Origin of the sequence: Bradyrhizobium sp. SSBR45G, assembly GCF_030159255.1 — a bacterium.
Classification (GTDB): Bacteria; Pseudomonadota; Alphaproteobacteria; order Rhizobiales; family Xanthobacteraceae; genus Bradyrhizobium.
Genome location: NZ_BSCT01000002.1, coordinates 85,728 through 101,196, shown reverse-complemented (window position 1 = coordinate 101,196; position 15,469 = coordinate 85,728). Strand labels below are relative to the sequence as shown.

Annotated in this window: 17 protein-coding genes; 3 read left to right on the top strand and 14 right to left on the bottom strand. The window is 65.3% G+C overall.

Annotated elements, in window-relative coordinates; translation table 11 throughout:
* Window positions 1-69 precede the first annotated feature (69 nt).
* The 13 genes from QQL87_RS03390 to QQL87_RS03330 form a co-directional block, all read right to left on the bottom strand.
* Window positions 70-2,190 (bottom strand): sodium-translocating pyrophosphatase, encoded by a 2,121-nt coding sequence (locus tag QQL87_RS03390; RefSeq protein ID WP_284419358.1) that lies wholly within the window; start codon window positions 2,188-2,190, stop codon window positions 70-72.
* A gap of 202 nt (window positions 2,191-2,392) precedes the next feature.
* A complete protein-coding gene (gene thiL, locus QQL87_RS03385) occupies window positions 2,393-3,388 on the bottom strand; it encodes a thiamine-phosphate kinase (RefSeq protein ID WP_284419361.1) in 996 nt (331 codons plus the stop codon).
* Between the two features lie 187 nt (window positions 3,389-3,575).
* The gene (gene nusB, locus QQL87_RS03380) at window positions 3,576-4,085 is read right to left on the bottom strand and encodes a transcription antitermination factor NusB (protein WP_284419362.1); all 510 of its coding nucleotides are present in this window, start codon (window positions 4,083-4,085) and stop codon (window positions 3,576-3,578) included.
* A gap of 1 nt (window position 4,086) precedes the next feature.
* Entirely contained in the window at window positions 4,087-4,578 is a 492-nt protein-coding gene (gene ribH / locus QQL87_RS03375) for a 6,7-dimethyl-8-ribityllumazine synthase (protein ID WP_284419363.1), read from the bottom strand.
* Window positions 4,579-4,758: 180 nt separating this feature from the next.
* Window positions 4,759-5,367 (bottom strand): riboflavin synthase, encoded by a 609-nt coding sequence (locus QQL87_RS03370; protein ID WP_284419364.1) that lies wholly within the window; start codon window positions 5,365-5,367, stop codon window positions 4,759-4,761.
* A complete protein-coding gene (gene ribD / locus QQL87_RS03365; protein WP_284419365.1) occupies window positions 5,367-6,518 on the bottom strand; it encodes a bifunctional diaminohydroxyphosphoribosylaminopyrimidine deaminase/5-amino-6-(5-phosphoribosylamino)uracil reductase RibD in 1,152 nt (383 codons plus the stop codon). Before ribD ends, QQL87_RS03370 begins: the two co-directional genes overlap by 1 nt.
* Window positions 6,515-7,000, bottom strand: coding sequence for a transcriptional regulator NrdR (gene nrdR / locus QQL87_RS03360; protein ID WP_284419366.1), 486 nt, complete (start codon window positions 6,998-7,000; stop codon window positions 6,515-6,517). The genes ribD and nrdR overlap by 4 nt, the downstream gene beginning before the upstream one ends.
* Window positions 7,001-7,014: 14 nt before the next feature.
* A complete protein-coding gene (gene glyA, locus QQL87_RS03355) occupies window positions 7,015-8,319 on the bottom strand; it encodes a serine hydroxymethyltransferase (RefSeq protein WP_284419367.1) in 1,305 nt (434 codons plus the stop codon).
* Between the two features lie 185 nt (window positions 8,320-8,504).
* Complete coding sequence (locus tag QQL87_RS03350; protein ID WP_284419369.1) at window positions 8,505-8,981, bottom strand: hypothetical protein; 477 nt, start codon at window positions 8,979-8,981, stop codon at window positions 8,505-8,507.
* Window positions 8,982-9,082: 101 nt separating this feature from the next.
* On the bottom strand, window positions 9,083-9,304 hold the full coding sequence (locus tag QQL87_RS03345; RefSeq protein WP_284419370.1) for a hypothetical protein: 222 nt from the start codon (window positions 9,302-9,304) through the stop codon (window positions 9,083-9,085).
* A gap of 18 nt (window positions 9,305-9,322) precedes the next feature.
* Window positions 9,323-9,547, bottom strand: coding sequence for a hypothetical protein (locus tag QQL87_RS03340; protein ID WP_284419371.1), 225 nt, complete (start codon window positions 9,545-9,547; stop codon window positions 9,323-9,325).
* A 214-nt stretch (window positions 9,548-9,761) separates the two neighbouring features.
* On the bottom strand, window positions 9,762-10,274 hold the full coding sequence (ldtR, locus tag QQL87_RS03335) for a transcriptional regulator LdtR (protein ID WP_015666429.1): 513 nt from the start codon (window positions 10,272-10,274) through the stop codon (window positions 9,762-9,764).
* A gap of 360 nt (window positions 10,275-10,634) precedes the next feature.
* Window positions 10,635-11,102, bottom strand: a complete 468-nt coding sequence (locus QQL87_RS03330) for a DUF6163 family protein (RefSeq protein WP_284419374.1) — start codon at window positions 11,100-11,102, stop codon at window positions 10,635-10,637.
* A 225-nt stretch (window positions 11,103-11,327) separates the two neighbouring features.
* Here QQL87_RS03330 and hemB point away from each other — a divergent pair, with 225 nt between their 5' ends.
* The 3 genes from hemB (at window position 11,328) to QQL87_RS03315 (ending at window position 13,919) form a co-directional block, all read left to right on the top strand.
* Window positions 11,328-12,386: a porphobilinogen synthase gene (gene hemB / locus QQL87_RS03325; protein ID WP_284419375.1), complete on the top strand. Its 1,059-nt coding sequence runs from the start codon at window positions 11,328-11,330 to the stop codon at window positions 12,384-12,386.
* A gap of 128 nt (window positions 12,387-12,514) precedes the next feature.
* Window positions 12,515-13,054, top strand: coding sequence for an RDD family protein (locus tag QQL87_RS03320; RefSeq protein WP_284419376.1), 540 nt, complete (start codon window positions 12,515-12,517; stop codon window positions 13,052-13,054).
* Between the two features lie 88 nt (window positions 13,055-13,142).
* The gene (locus QQL87_RS03315) at window positions 13,143-13,919 is read left to right on the top strand and encodes an arginyltransferase (RefSeq protein WP_284419378.1); all 777 of its coding nucleotides are present in this window, start codon (window positions 13,143-13,145) and stop codon (window positions 13,917-13,919) included.
* 63 nt (window positions 13,920-13,982) lie between these two features.
* Here the strand turns inward: QQL87_RS03315 and QQL87_RS03310 are convergent, their stop codons facing one another.
* Window positions 13,983-15,365 carry an Nramp family divalent metal transporter gene (locus QQL87_RS03310; RefSeq protein WP_284419379.1) on the bottom strand — a complete coding sequence of 461 codons (1,383 nt, stop codon included), beginning with the start codon at window positions 15,363-15,365 and terminating at the stop codon, window positions 13,983-13,985.
* Window positions 15,366-15,469 lie beyond the last annotated feature (104 nt).

Genomic DNA, 15,469 nt, shown 5'->3' with positions numbered 1-15,469 from the left:
CGGTATTCTCGCTGGAGTTAGAGACCTGCGGATCAATGCCGCAGGTCTCTAGTCGTCGGCGGTGACACCTCAGTGTGCGAGGATCGCCAACAGCAGCAGGGCCACGATGTTGGTGATCTTGATCATCGGATTGACGGCCGGGCCGGCCGTGTCCTTGTAGGGATCGCCGACGGTGTCACCGGTGACGGCCGCCTTGTGGGCATCCGAGCCCTTGCCGCCGTAGTGGCCGTCCTCGATGTACTTCTTGGCGTTGTCCCAGGCGCCGCCGCCCGAGGTCATCGAGATCGCGACGAACAGGCCGGTGACGATGACGCCGAGCAGCATGGCGCCGACCGCCGAGAACGCCGCCGACTTGCCGGCCGCGCCACCGCCCGCGATCGCGTAGATCAGGAAGTACACGACGATGGGCGACAGAACCGGCAGCAGCGAGGGGATGATCATCTCCTTGATCGCCGCCTTGGTCAGCAGGTCCACGGCCTTGCCGTAGTCCGGCTTGTCGGTGCCCTGCATGATGCCAGGCTTCTCGCGGAACTGCCGGCGCACCTCCTCGACGATCGCGCTGGCGGCGCGTCCGACCGCGGTCATGCCCATCGCGCCGAACAGATACGGCAGCAGGCCGCCGAACAAGAGGCCGACCACGACGTAGGGGTTGTTCAGCGAGAAGTCCGGCTTGACCCCTGCGAAATAGGGATGCTGCGCCGAATCCGCGATGAAGAACTGCAGGTCCTGGTTATAGGCCGCGAACAGCACCAGCGCGCCGAGACCGGCGGAGCCGATCGCGTAGCCCTTGGTGACCGCCTTGGTGGTGTTGCCGACCGCGTCGAGCGCGTCGGTCGACTTGCGGACCTCCTTCGGCAGGCCGGCCATCTCGGCGATGCCGCCGGCGTTGTCGGTGACCGGACCGAAGGCATCGAGCGCGACGATCATGCCGGCCAGGGCGAGCATCGTCGTGGTCGCGATCGCGATGCCGAACAGGCCGGCCAGGCTGTAGGTCACCAGGATGCCGGCGATGATCACGATCGCGGGCAGCGCGGTCGATTCCATCGAGATGGCGAGGCCCTGGATCACGTTGGTGCCGTGGCCGGTGACCGAGGCCGCCGCGATCGACTTCACCGGGCGGAAGTCGGTGCCGGTGTAGTACTCGGTGATCCAGATGATCAGGCCGGTGACGATGAGACCGACGATGCCGCAGATGAAGAGCGCGGTGCCGGTGTAGTCGACGCCGTCGAGCTTGCCGAAGCCGATCAGCCAGCCAATGGCGATCGCCACGCCGCCGAGCGAGAGAACGCCGGTTGCGATCAGGCCCTTGTAAAGTGCGCCCATGATCGACTGGCTGGCACCGAGCTTGACGAAGAAGGTGCCGGCGATCGAGGTGATGATGCAGATGCCGCCGATGGCGAGCGGCAAGGTCATCATGTTGGCGAGCAGCGACGATTTGGCGAAGAAGATCGCAGCCAGCACCATGGTGGCGACCGCGGTCACCGCATAGGTCTCGAACAGGTCGGCGGCCATGCCGGCGCAGTCGCCGACGTTGTCGCCGACGTTGTCGGCAATGGTCGCGGGGTTGCGCGGATCATCCTCGGGGATGCCGGCCTCGACCTTGCCGACGAGGTCACCGCCGACGTCGGCGCCCTTGGTGAAGATGCCGCCGCCGAGACGGGCGAAGATCGAGATCAGCGAGGCGCCGAAGCCGAGCGCGACCAGCGCATCGATCACGGTGCGGCTGTCGGGTGCGAGCTTCATGACCCCGGTGAGGATGCCGAAATAGATGGTGACGCCGAGCAGCGCGAGGCCGGCCACCAGCATGCCGGTGATCGCGCCGGCCTTGAAGGCGAGCTCGAGGCCGCCGGCGAGCGAGGTGGTCGCCGCCTGCGCGGTTCGCACGTTCGCGCGCACCGAGACGTTCATGCCGATGAAGCCGGCTGCGCCCGAGAGGATCGCACCGATGGCAAAGCCAATCGCGACGAGCATGCCGAGGAAATACGCAAGGAGCACGAAGATCACGACGCCGACGATTCCGATCGTCGTGTACTGGCGGCGAAGATAGGCCTGCGCGCCCTCGCGCACGGCTGCCGCAATTTCCTGCATCCGCGCATTGCCGGCGTCCGCGCTGAGCACCGATTGTGTGGCCCAGATCGCATAGACGATCGACAGCGCTCCGCAGAGCACGATCACCCATAAAGCTGACATTTAGTTTCCTCGGCTCTTTGCTTTTTCTAACTACGTCACGCCGCGATTGTGCGACGCACGCCCCCTAGTCGGGCCGCTCCGGGCGGAGCCGCCGAACGGCATGGACCTTGCCAAAATCGCCATGATGACGCAACGCCGCGACGCCTGAACCGCTCCAAATTCAGACGCTTCTTTGGTCGCAATGTGCGGCTGCGAACGCTACTCAGAAGTGGCTGAAGGACAGCCGTTTCAGCGGCACCGGACGGCCCTGCCCGTCCAGGAAGCGTGGCGGCCGCGCTCCTTCGACGATGGTGCCGATGTCGGTCACGGCAACGCCGGCCGCTGCAGCTGCCGCGCAAAACACGTCGCATTGCACTGCGGGAACAGTGCAGAGGATCTCGTAGTCGTCGCCGCCGGAGATCAGAGTTTCCAGCTCGGCCGATCCCGCAGCAAGAAGCTTTGCAGCCGCTGATGAGATCGGGACCTGTGACAGCGCGATGTCGGCGCTCACACAAGAGGCAGCACAAAGCTTGGTCAGGTCACCCGCGAGGCCGTCGGACACGTCCATCGATGCGGTCGCGAAGTCCCGCACCGCGCCCGCCAGCGCATGGCGCGGCTGCGGCACGTGATAGCGGCCGATCAGCATATCCCGCGCGGCGGGATCGTCGGCCAATGCGACAGCCTCCGCTTTGCCCTGAAGGATGCGCAGGCCAAGGGCGGCATCGCCGATCGATCCGGTGACCACCACCCGGTCGCCGGGACGGGCCCCGAAGCGGTGCACCATGCGCCCCCGGGGCACCCGGCCCCAGGCGGTGATCGAGATCATGACCGGGCCCGGCGTCGACACGGTGTCGCCGCCGAGCAGCGGGCAGCCGAAGCTTGCTGCGTCCTCGCCGAGGCCACGGGCGAAGGCCGCGAGCCAGGCTTCGTCCCTCTCGCGCAGCGCGAGCGTCAGCAGGAAGCCGGCGGGGACCGCGCCCTTGGCGGCCAGATCCGACAGGTTCACCCGCAGCGCCTTGCGCGCGATCGTGTCGGGAGGGTCGTCCGGCAAATAATGGACGCCTTCGACGATGGCGTCGGTGTTGACCACGAGGTCGTCGCCATCGGCCGGAATGATCGCGGCGTCATCGACCAGGCCAAAGGCGCCGGGATCGGTCGCCAGCGGCTTGAAAAAGCGGGCGATCAGGGAGTCTTCGCCGGAGGGAGCATCCTGAGTCATGGGCGCCTGCCTCACGCTCCGCTGTCATCGCCCGGCTTGACCGGGCGAACCAGTACGCCGCAGCCCTTCCGTATCCCTCGGGCGTCTCTGGAATACTGGATCACCCGCTTTCGCGGGTGATGACAGTCGAATGAACAAGCTGGCAGGGCTCCGGTCCGCAACGATTTTGGTCCGGCGCCCCCCATGACTACCTCTGCCCCATCTCGTCGGCGCGGTATTGCCGGGCGAGTTGCTCCAGCACCGCATTCACCATGCCGGTCTCGTCGCGCTCGACGAAGGCGTGGGCGATGTCGACATATTCGGAGACCACCACGCGCGCCGGAATGTCCTTGCGCCGCTCCAGCTCATAGGCCCCGGCGCGCAGCACCGCGCGCAGGATCGCCTCGATCCGCTGCAGCGGCCAGCCGCGCTCCAGCGCCGTGTCCAGCACCGGATCGATCTTGGTCTGGTCGCGCACCACGCCAGAGACGATGTCGCGGAAGAAGGCGGCCTCGGCCGGCAGATACTGCTCGCCCTCGACCTCGTTGCCGAGCCAGTGGCTCTCGAACTCGGCGAGCACGTCGTTGATGCCGGCGCCGGCGATGTCCATCTGGTAGAGCGCCTGCACGGCGGCGAGCCGCGCGGCGCCGCGGCGGTTGGCCTTGCGATCGTTGGTTCGCATCGGGCCTTTGAAGGGCTTGTTGCTGCTCTCGGCCATGTCAGCCTCGCGCCAGACGGCGTTTGATGCGCAGCACGGCGAGCGCCGCGCGCGCGGCGTCGCCGCCCTTGTTCATCTCGGAGACGCGGGCCCGCGCCCAGGCCTGGTCTTCGTTGTTGACGGTCAGGATGCCGTTGCCGAGCGGCAGGCCGCGCGCCACCGACAGGTCCATCAGCGCCCGCGAGGATTCCTGCGACACGATCTCGAAATGGATGGTGTCGCCGCGGATGACGCAACCGAGCGCGATGGCCGCATCATAGGGCGTGCCGTTCTTTGCAGCCGCGTCGAGCGCGATGGCGATGGTCGCCGGAATCTCCAGCGAGCCTGTCACGGTCAGGACGTCGTAGGTCACGCCGGCCGCCTTCAGCTCGGCGGTGGCGCCTTCGAGCATCGCGTCCTGGAGGTCGTCGTAGAAGCGGGCCTCGACGATCAGCGCCCGGGCGCCGGAAATGTCGGTCTGGTCTTTGAGCGGCGCGCGCCGTGCGTCTGCCATGGTTGTGTTTCCATTGTCACAGGTGACTCACCCTGCGCAGCGGCGTTTTGGCCGCGTCTCGAAGGGGAAGATGAAAAATCGGCCCTCGTGGTTCGAGACGGCGCGCCGCCTTACCATGAGGGCTGGCCTTGTAGGCGTCACAGCCGGCAAAGCCAAGACTGAAAGGCCCCGCCAGGGGCGTTACTTCATTTCCGTGAGGCGCGCGGCGTAGCGCGCCATCAGGTCGACCTCGAGATTGATCTCGCTGCCGCCCTGCCAGGACGACAGCGTGGTAACCGACAGCGTATGCGGAATGATGAGAACCGAGAAGTTCAGCTCGTCGACGGTGTTGATCGTGAGCGAGACGCCGTCGAGCGTTACCGAGCCCTTGGTGGCGATGAAGCGCGCCAGCTCCCGGGTGGTCTTCAGCACGAAGCGCGCCATGTCCGGCAGCTCCTCGCGGCTGACGATGGTCGCGATGCCGTCGACATGACCCGAGACGATGTGGCCGCCGAGCTCGTCGCCGATCTTCAGCGCCCGCTCCAGGTTGAGCTTCGTCCCGACACGCCAGTGCTTCGCGGTCGTCAGCGCCAGCGTCTCCGCGGCAGCATCGACCTCGAACCATGTCTTTCCGTCGGTCACGCCCGACTGCACAACGGTGAGGCAGACGCCATTGTTGGCGATGGATGCGCCATCGGCGATGCCGGCCTGATCATAACGACAGGCAATGCGCAGCCGATGCAGCTTGCCTTCCGTCCGCGGCGTCAGGCTGACGATCTCGCCAATGTCGGTGACGATGCCTGTGAACATTACACGCGCTCGTAAATCGTAAGTGTGTCGGGATCGAGCGTTTCGCTAGCACGAACCCGATAGGCCGGCGACTGCGTGATTGCGGTCAGCGGCAATGCGTCCAGCGCAGCAATCCCATCGGCGCCGATCTCGCCGGGGCCGCGCAGGAGCCAGATTTCATCGACCAGGCCGCTCGCCATGAAAGATGATGCGACGCGGCTGCCGCCTTCGATCATCAGGCGCGTGATGCCTTTCTCGGCGAGAGCCTTGAGCACCGCCGGCGGCTCCAGCGCGGAAGGGTCGGCCTGCGGCGGCACCCGGATCACCTGTGCACCGGCAGCCCCAAGCCGGGTCGCCGTGGCCGGCTCTGCAACCTCGGACGCAACCAGCCAGAGCGGCGTGGTGCGCGCCGACTGCATCAGGCGCCTGGCGGCCGGAAGCCGCAGCATCGGATCGAGGACGACCCGGACTGGCGAGCGAGCCTCCATTCCGGGCAGCCGGCAAGTCAGCAGCGGATCATCGGCGATCGCGGTGCGCACCCCGATCAGGATGGCGTCGCTCTGGGCGCGCAACAGATGCACGCGGATCCGCGCTGCCTCGCCGGTAATGGCCACCGGCTTGTTGTCGGCGGCAGCGATCTTGCCATCGGCGGAGACCGCGAGCTTCAGGATCACGTGCGGCCGGCCATCGCGGATGCGGCGGAAAAAGCCGGCATGGTCGCGCTTGGCGTCGGCCGAGCAGAGGCCGACCTCGACCTGGATGCCGGCGGCGCGGAGCCGGGCATGCCCCTGCCCCGAGACCTCGGGATTGGGATCCTCGATCGCCGAGACGACACGGCTGATCCCGGCCGCGATCACGGCATCGGCGCAGGGCGGCGACTTGCCGAAGTGCGAGCATGGCTCGAGCGTCACGTAGAGCGTGGCGCCCTTGGCGGCCGCCCCGGCGCGGCGAAGCGCCTCCGGCTCGGCGTGCGGCCGTCCGCCCGGCTGCGTCCAGCCACGGCCGACGATCACGCCGTCCTTGACCACCACGGCGCCGACGGCGGGGTTCGGCCAGGTCCGTCCCTGCCCGCGACGGCCGAGCGTCAGCGCCAGCTGCATGTAGCGGCGGTCGGCGTCCTTTTGCGCCTTCAGCTTCTCACCGACCTGATCGACCAGGATCCGGAAGATCATTTGCGGACCGGCGCAAGCCGCGGCGTCTCGTCCTCGGCCGAGAGCTCGCCGAGCACGGCCTCGAAATCCTTGGCCTCACGGAAATTGCGGTAGACCGAGGCGAAGCGGACATAGGCGACGTCGTCGAGGTCGCGCAGATGCTCCATCACGATCTCGCCGATCGCCTCCGAGGACACTTCCGATTCGCCACCGCTCTCGAGCTCGCGCACGATCGCCGACACCATCTTCTCCACCCGCTCGGGATCGACCGAGCGCTTGCGCAGGGAGATCTGCACCGAACGCATCAGCTTGTCGCGGTCGAACGGCACGCGGCGGCTGTTGCGCTTGATGACGGTGAGTTCGCGCAGCTGCACCCGCTCGAAAGTCGTGAAGCGGAAGTTGCAGGTGACGCAGACTCGCCGCCGCCGGATCACCGAGGAATCCTCGGTGGGGCGGGAGTCCTTCACCTGCGTATCGAGGCTGTTGCAGCTCGGGCAGCGCATCGTGGCTTCAAGCCTTACTGATAGATCGGGAACCGGTCGGTCAGCGCCTTCACCCTCTCCTTGACCGCGGCTTCCACCAGCGGCGCGCTGCCGTCCGGACCTTGCGCGATCGCGTTCAGCACCTCGGCGATCAGGCTGCCGACCTGCTGGAATTCGGCCACGCCGAAGCCGCGCGTGGTCGCCGCCGGGGTGCCGAGCCGCAGGCCCGAGGTGACGAACGGCTTCTCGGGGTCGAACGGAATGCCGTTCTTGTTGCAGGTGATGCCGGCACGGACCAGTGCCTTCTCCGACGCGTTGCCCTTCAGCCCCTTCGGCCGGAGGTCGACCAGCATCAGATGGTTGTCGGTTCCGCCGGAGACGATGTCGAACCCCTGCGCGCGCAGCGATTCCGCCAGCGCCTTCGCATTCTCGACGATGTTCTTCGCGTAGACCTTGAACTCCGGCCGCAGCGCCTCGGCAAACGCCACCGCCTTGGCCGCGATCACATGCATCAAGGGGCCGCCCTGCAGGCCCGGGAAGATCGCCGAGTTGAGCTTCTTGGTGAACTGCTCGTCGTTCCACAGGATCAGGCCGCCGCGCGGGCCGCGCAGCGACTTGTGGGTCGTGGTGGTGACGATGTGGGCGTGGGGAATCGGCGAGGCATGCGCGCCACCGGCGACGAGGCCGGCGAAATGCGCCATGTCGACCAGGAAATAGGCGCCAACGCTGTCGGCGATCTCGCGGAAGCGCTTGAAGTCCCAGGGGCGCGAATAGGCGCTGCCGCCGGCGATGATCAGCTTCGGCTTGACCTCCTCGGCCTGCTTCGCCACCGCATCCATGTCGATCAGATGGTCGTCACGCCGCACGGTGTAATGCGCGGCCTTGAACCACTTGCCGGACATGTTGACCGGCGAGCCATGGGTCAGATGGCCGCCTGCGGCGAGGTCGAGGCCCATGAAGGTATCGCCGGGCTGCAAGAGCGCCAGGAACACCGCCTGGTTCATCTGGCTGCCGGAGTTCGGCTGGACGTTGGCGAAATTGGCCCCGAACAGCTTCTTGGCGCGGTCGATCGCGAGGTTCTCGGCGACGTCGACCCATTCGCAGCCGCCGTAATAGCGCGCGCCCGGATACCCCTCGGCATATTTGTTGGTCATCACCGAGCCCTGGGCCTCCAGGACGGCTCGGCTGACGATGTTTTCCGAGGCGATCAGCTCGATTTCGTGCCGTTGCCGACCGAGCTCACCCTTGATGGCGGCGGCGATCTCCGGATCGGCCTCGGCCAGGGTGGCGGAAAAGAAGGAATCGACGGACGAGGCGGGCTTGGCGCTTGAAGCGGTCATCGGCGGAATATCTCCACGTCCGCAAAGCCTTAAGTGGCCTGCGGTCGGTTCGGTGAAGGCGGTCGGAAAAGACCCCTGCCCTTACCATACGGGCGGCGGCAGGCCAAGGGATAGGCCAAGCGGTTGCGGGTCAAACCCGATATTTGCGCCAGATATGGTGGACGGCCGCGAGGGCAAGCCTCTGTTCAGGCCCCGCCGCAGGAGTGCCAGCTTTCCGACATCTGCCACGTTTCCTTCGTCCGGAGATTGGTCGCCTTGTAAATTCGCCCCCTATCATCGCCCGGCGGGCACTTCTTCGGCTTCCAGACGGTGCAGAGCCGCACCGGATCCCCAAGTTTGGAATGGGCGACGCCGGCGATCCATTCGGCATCGATCTGCTCCGCGCCGTTTTGGTACTGAACGTAGGTCCCTTGATCCATCAGGGGTTCACCATCCTCGTCGAGCTTTTCCCCCAACTTGAACGGGGTGGGAGACAAGGGCTTCTCGCCGCGATCAGAGATTTTCGTGATCGTCGTCTCAGCGCAGGCGCCAATCTTTCCCAGCGCCTTCCACTCTTTCGTGAATTGCGGTGCAGCGACCGTTTCGGCCGAGCTCGTCGACAAGTTCGACTGTGCGCACACGACAGCCAAGTTCACCGCCAGACCGACGACCCAGGACGCCAAACGCATCGCTCCCCCCAAAACAAAACAACCTGCATGAAACCGGACGGTCTCATACAGGTTGTCGGTATCATGAGGCAAGCGCGCGGCGCGAGCAGCCGATGTCAAAGGCCGGTATAGCCCGCCTTCACCGGATCCACCCGGCCATCGAGCTGGCGCAGATAGGTCAGGCCGCACACGGTCAGGCGATGCGGATCGCGCTCGCCGGCCTCGAACAGTGTCTTGATGTATGCACTCACCTTGCGCCGCGCCTCGTCGCTGGCCGCAGCGGTGCGGTTCGCCAGCAGGTCGTAGGTGTGCATGATGCGATCGATGGCGGCTTCCATATCATCCCCTCTTCATGGTCAGGCGTGATGGGCCATCTCGAACATCGAGATCGCCTTGTTCGCGAGCCTGAGCTTGTTGAATTCTCCGCGGTGGATCAGTTGCACGATGATTTCGACGAGCCGATCGTCCGGCGTGATCCTGTCCGGCAACGCCCCGGTCAGCCGCAGATAGTTGGCCGCAATCGCATAGGCGTCGCTGACCAGCTCCACGTTCATGACCTGCATTCCGGCATCGTGCAGCATGGCCCAACCTCCGGCCGAGACAAGCGCTGGCGACGGGATTGGTTCCAGTTGGGAATGGGTGTTTTTGCAGCAGCGAAGCAACAACAATGATCTAGGCAAAGAAAATGCGCCGGCCCAAAAGGGCCGACGCAAAGGGCGAACTCAGACGATCACGGATGGCCGGTCTTGGATCTCCGATCGCGGAGGCCGGCTCAACCGAAACGAAATACGCGTCTCAAAGCCGATACAGGATCTGATCGGTCCAGAACCGCTCGAGGCGATGCAGCGACTTGTTGAGCGTGGAGAACTCCTCGCCCGAGATGCCGCCGACCTGCTCCACGGTCTTGACGTGCTTCTGATACAGCGAGTCGACGATGCGGCGGATCTCCTGGCCCTGCGGGGTCAGGCGGATGCGGACCGAGCGGCGATCGACGCGTGAGCGCTGGTGATCGAGGAAGCCGAGCTCGACCAGCTTCTTCAGATTGTAGGAGACGTTGGAGCCGAGATAGTAGCCGCGCGTGCGCAGCTCGCCCGCGGTCAGCTCCTTGTCGCCGATGTTATAGAGCAGCAGCGCCTGGACCGAATTGATGTCGGAACGACCACGGCGATCGAACTCGTCCTTGATGACGTCGAGCAGGCGGCGATGCAGCCGCTCCACCAGAGTCAGGGCTTCCAAATACAGCGACTGCACAGTGCCGCCCTGGCCGGGCGCAGCAGTCTCCACGGCCGTCGCAACGGCTTTCATCATGACACTTCCCCTGTCGTCGTTTTTGTCGACTTATTCGACGAAACTTTTGTCCCGTCTGATAGAACGAACTTAAGAGGGGTGCTTTGAAGATCGCCTTAAATAAGAGCATAAAGAGAGAATGAATCGCGGAGAGTGAATTCTCTTTTAAGCCTGTAATTACAGCAGCTTTTGCAAGAGTCCGTTGACGGTCGAGAGGCGATGTTCGCGCTCTGTTTCACCCCCCTGTCGCATTCCAAAACAGCATGGGGTCCGCCCGCTAAGGTCTCTGTAACAGCTGTGGCGGACGCTCTTAAGGTGTTCGAAACATTACCCACATTGCGCTGAAAGGATTTACGCCGAGCAACGAATGCGATCCTCCACCTATGGTGGTCGTTCGCGCGCCGCCATCCAGGCCAGCACGAGGTAGGCGGCAAGCATGACCGCCTCGCCGGCGACCACCAGCAGGTTGCCGCCATAGATCCCGGGGAACATCAGCTCGATCACCGCCATCGACACGACCGTGGTGAGCCACACCACTGCGCCCCACGGCGTCGCCAGCCACAGGCCGACCGCGGCGACGAGCTCGATCACCGCGAAATAGACCGTAGCGGCCTGCCAGGCCATCGCCTGGTTCTCGAACGCGTCGTCCTCACCGCCGATGAAGCCGGTCACCTGAGCCCAATGATAGAGGCCCTTGGCGATCGAGAGCATCGCCATGACCCGCAGGAACAGCACGAGCCGGCGCGTCCAGACGTTCTCGTCGCTCTCCTGCCGTTCAGCGGACAGCGCCGCCACCGACATGGCGGCGTTGTCGCGTGCCAGATCTCGTGCCGAAGGGATGTCAGGCATGGAGGCTCAAGTGGGTCGGACGGGTCATCATGACAGGCTTCTCAAGGAGCAGGACAATGGCGATTCTGGGCCCTCGGCCGCACCGTGAAACCGACCGGGTCGGAAATCAACGGCGCAGCTTGCGTCAGGTCAAGTGACGCGCGGCCGGCAAAGTGCTACAGATTGTTGGAATTACAACAAATCAAATCCTCCGGCTCGCCGGCCAGTTCAAGGAGCCAGCACCCCATGGCGATCAAATTCGGGCGCCCGATCGACGTGCGCGACGTGACGCGCAGCCCGGCCACGGCAACGCCGGCGCTCGACCTGACCATCCGTCCCCGCCGCAACCGCAAGGCCGAGTGGGCGCGCCGCATGGTGCGCGAGAACGTCCTGACCACCAACGACCTGATCTGGCCCTTGTTCGTGGTCCAGGGCGACCGCACCCGCAGCACCGTCGCCTCGATGCCCGGCGTGGAGCGGCTGAGCGTCGACGAGATCGTGCGCGATGCCGAACGCGCCGCCAAGCTCGACATCCCCTGCATCGCGCTGTTTCCCTATACCGATCCGACGCTGCGCGACGAGCACGGCTCCGAGGCCTGCAATCCGGACAATCTGGTCTGCCAGGCGGTCCGCGCCATCAAGGCCGAGTTCCCGGAGATCGGCGTGCTTTGCGACGTCGCGCTCGATCCGTTCACAAGCCACGGTCATGACGGGCTGGTCAAGGATGGCCGCATCCTCAATGACGAGACGGTCGCGGTGCTGGTGCGCCAGGCCCTGGTCCAGGCCGAAGCCGGCTGCGATATCATCGCACCGTCGGACATGATGGACGGCCGGGTCGGCGCCATCCGCCAGGCGCTGGATCAGGCCGGCTTCCTCGACGTGCAGATCATGGCCTATGCGGCCAAGTACGCCTCCGCCTTCTACGGCCCGTTCCGCGACGCGATCGGCTCGGCCAAGACGCTGACCGGCGACAAGCGCACCTACCAGATGGACAGCGCCAACACCGACGAGGCGCTGCGCGAGGTCGAGCTCGACATCGCTGAGGGCGCCGACATGGTGATGGTGAAGCCCGGCATGCCCTATCTCGACGTCGTCCGACGCGTGAAGGACACCTTCGCCATGCCGACCTTCGCCTATCAGGTGTCCGGCGAGTACGCGATGATCACGGCGGCAGCCAGCAATGGCTGGATCGACGGCGACCGCGCGATGATGGAGAGCCTGCTCGCCTTCAAGCGCGCCGGGGCCGACGGTGTCCTCACCTATTTCGCGCCGCAGGCCGCCGAGCGGCTGCGCCGCCAAGGTTGAACTGCAAGACTCTCCGCATAAGAAATCGCGAAATCGCCGGAAATTTGCCGCGTGCATTGCAAGGATCGCCCCTTGCAAGCGCGCGCGCTGCTCCCATGTCTCGGTTGCCAATTCGAGAGGGACCATCAATGGCATATTCGGGCCCAGGCAATGGCGGCAACGGCGAGACCGGCCTTCGGCCACATGCTTACGATCCCCATCTGCAGCCCGAGTTGTTTCGCGGCGTGCTGATGCGGCGGGCGATTGCCTTCTTGATCGATCTCCTGGTGCTGTCGGTGCCAGTGCTCCTGGCGCTGATCTTCATTACCGTGTTCGGCGTGATCACGCTTGGGCTTGGCTGGGCGCTGTTCTGGCTGGTCTCACCGGCCTCGGTGATCTGGGCCATCGTGTATTACGGCGCCACCATCGGCGGCCCGAACTCGGCGACAATCGGCATGCGGGTGATGGATCTGCAGGTGAGGACTTGGTACGGCGCGCCCGGCTACTTTGTGCTCGGTGCCGTGCATGCGGTGTGTTTCTGGATCTCGGTATCGGCCCTGTCGCCCTTCGTCCTGCTGATCGGGCTGTTCAACCGCCGCCGCCGGCTGCTGCACGATTTCGTGCTCGGCACCGTCGTGATCAACACCTCGGTGCGCGCGCAGCTGGCCGAACCGGCTCGAACCTGGTGAGACATCGGGTGATGCAGCAAAAGCGATTGACCGGCCGCTTTCGGAGCGCAATTCTGTTGATGACCGCCTCGGAGGCTCACGACGTTCCTTGACCCAGCATTCGCGTGACACCCCGCAATTCTACCTGACCGCGCCGTCGCCCTGCCCGTATCTGCCCGGGCGGCAGGAACGCAAGGTGTTCACGCATCTGGTGGGCGACAAGGCGACCGATCTGAACGACCTGCTCACCCATGGCGGCTTTCGTCGCAGCCAGTCGATTGCCTACCGTCCGGCCTGCGACCAGTGCCGGGCGTGCGTGTCCGTGCGGGTGATCGCCAACGAATTCCGTCCCTCGCGCAACTTCCGCAAGGTGCTCGCGCGCAACTCGGATCTGGTCGGCGAGCAGCGCAGCGCCGTGCCGACCTCCGAGCAATACTCGATCTTCCGCGGATATCTCGACCAGCGTCATCGCCACGGCGGCATGGCCGACATGACGGTGCTCGATTACGCGATGATGGTCGAGGACAGCCATGTCGAAACGCGGATCATCGAATACCGCCGCCGCAACCTGAGCAACGGTCCGAACGCGCGCGGCGGCGAGCTGGTCGCGGTCGCCCTGACCGACGTGCTCAGCGACGGGCTCTCGATGGTGTACTCGTTCTTCGATCCGGCCGAGACCACGCGCTCGCTCGGCACCTTCATGATCCTCGACCACATCGCGCGCGCCCGGCGCCAGGGGCTGCCTTACGTCTATCTCGGCTACTGGATCGAAGGCTCGAAGAAGATGGACTACAAGAGCCGCTATCTGCCGCAGCAGCGGCTGGCCGCCGCCGGCTGGCTACGTATCGATGCCGAGGGCGATACGGCGCCGGAGCCGCAGGAGTGATGTAGGCGAATGGCGAATAGGGAGTAGCGAGTAGAGTTATTCGAATTCGCTATTCGCCTCTTCTCATCCCGTCGCCAGATCCCACACCAGCTTGGCATTGAGGGCGATGATCACCACCGCAACCAGGGTGGCGATGGCCGTCAGCCAGCGCGGTGCCACGAACTGCCCCATCTTGGCGCGGCTGGCCGTGAGCAGCACCAGCGGCACCACGGCGAATGGAAGCTGCAGGCTGAGCACGACCTGGCTGAGGATCAAGAGCTGACCGGTGGCTTTCTCGCCGGCCCAGATCGTCACCACCACGGCCGGCACGATCGCGATCATGCGGGTGATCATGCGGCGCAGCCACGGCGCGATCCGCCACTGCAGAAAGCCTTCCATCACGATCTGGCCCGACAGGGTCGCGGTGATCGTGGAGTTCAGGCCGCAGCACAACAGCGCAATCGCGAACAGCGTCGGCGCAATCGTCGATCCCAGCAGCGGCGCCAGGAAGGAATGCGCCTGGTCGAGCTCCGCGACGTCGTGCTGCCCGGTGCGGTGAAACGTGGCCGCCGCCAGGATCAGGATGGAGGCGTTGATGGTCAGGGCCAGACACAGCGCGATCGTCGAATCGATCGTCGACAGCGTGATGGCCTCGCGCTTCTCCTCCGGGCTGTCGCCATAACCGCGGGTCTGCACCAGTCCGGAATGCAGGTAGAGATTGTGCGGCATCACGGTCGCGCCGAGAATGCCGAGCGCCAGATACAGCATTTCGGGATTGGCGATCAGCTGGCCGCTCGGCACGAAGCCCTTCGCCACCTCGGCCCAGTCGGGATGCGCCATCGCGATCTGGACCGCGAAGCAGAGCGCGATGATTCCGAGCAGCGCGACCACGAACGCCTCGATCCAGCGGAAGCCGAAGGCCTGCAGCGCCAGGATGAGGAACACGTCCAGCGCCGTGACGCAGACGCCGATCGACAGCGGCAGCCCGAACAGCAGGCTGAGGCCGATCGCCGTGCCGATGACCTCGGCGAGATCGGTCGCGGTGATCGCGATCTCCGCCGACAGCCACAGCGGCACCGAAACCCAGCGGGGGGTCGAATCGCGGCAGGCCTGGGCCAGGTCGCGGCCGGTCGCGACGCCGAGCCGGGTGCACAGCGACTGCAGCACGATCGCCATCAGGTTGGACAGCAGCGCGACCGACAGCAGCACGTAGCCGAACTTGGATCCGCCGGCGAGCGAGGTCGCCCAATTGCCGGGATCCATGTAGCCAACCGCGACCAGATAGCCGGGCCCCAGGAACGCGACCAGCTTTCGCCACAGCGAGCCCTTGGCGGTGGTCCGCACCGAACCGAACATGTCGCCCAGCGACGGCTCGCCGCGTTCATTGCGCCACCCGTCGCTCATCAGGCGGTCGCCCGACGGAACCATGGCATGCAGCTGCGAAAGGTCTGACGATTTTGCGTCCATGGCATCATCCTGAACGAAACCGACCTTTAATGCAACTTACTTGCAAGAGCGCAGTGTCGGGATGATGGCGCCAGCCCGGGCTGGAAATATCCACGTACCGCTTC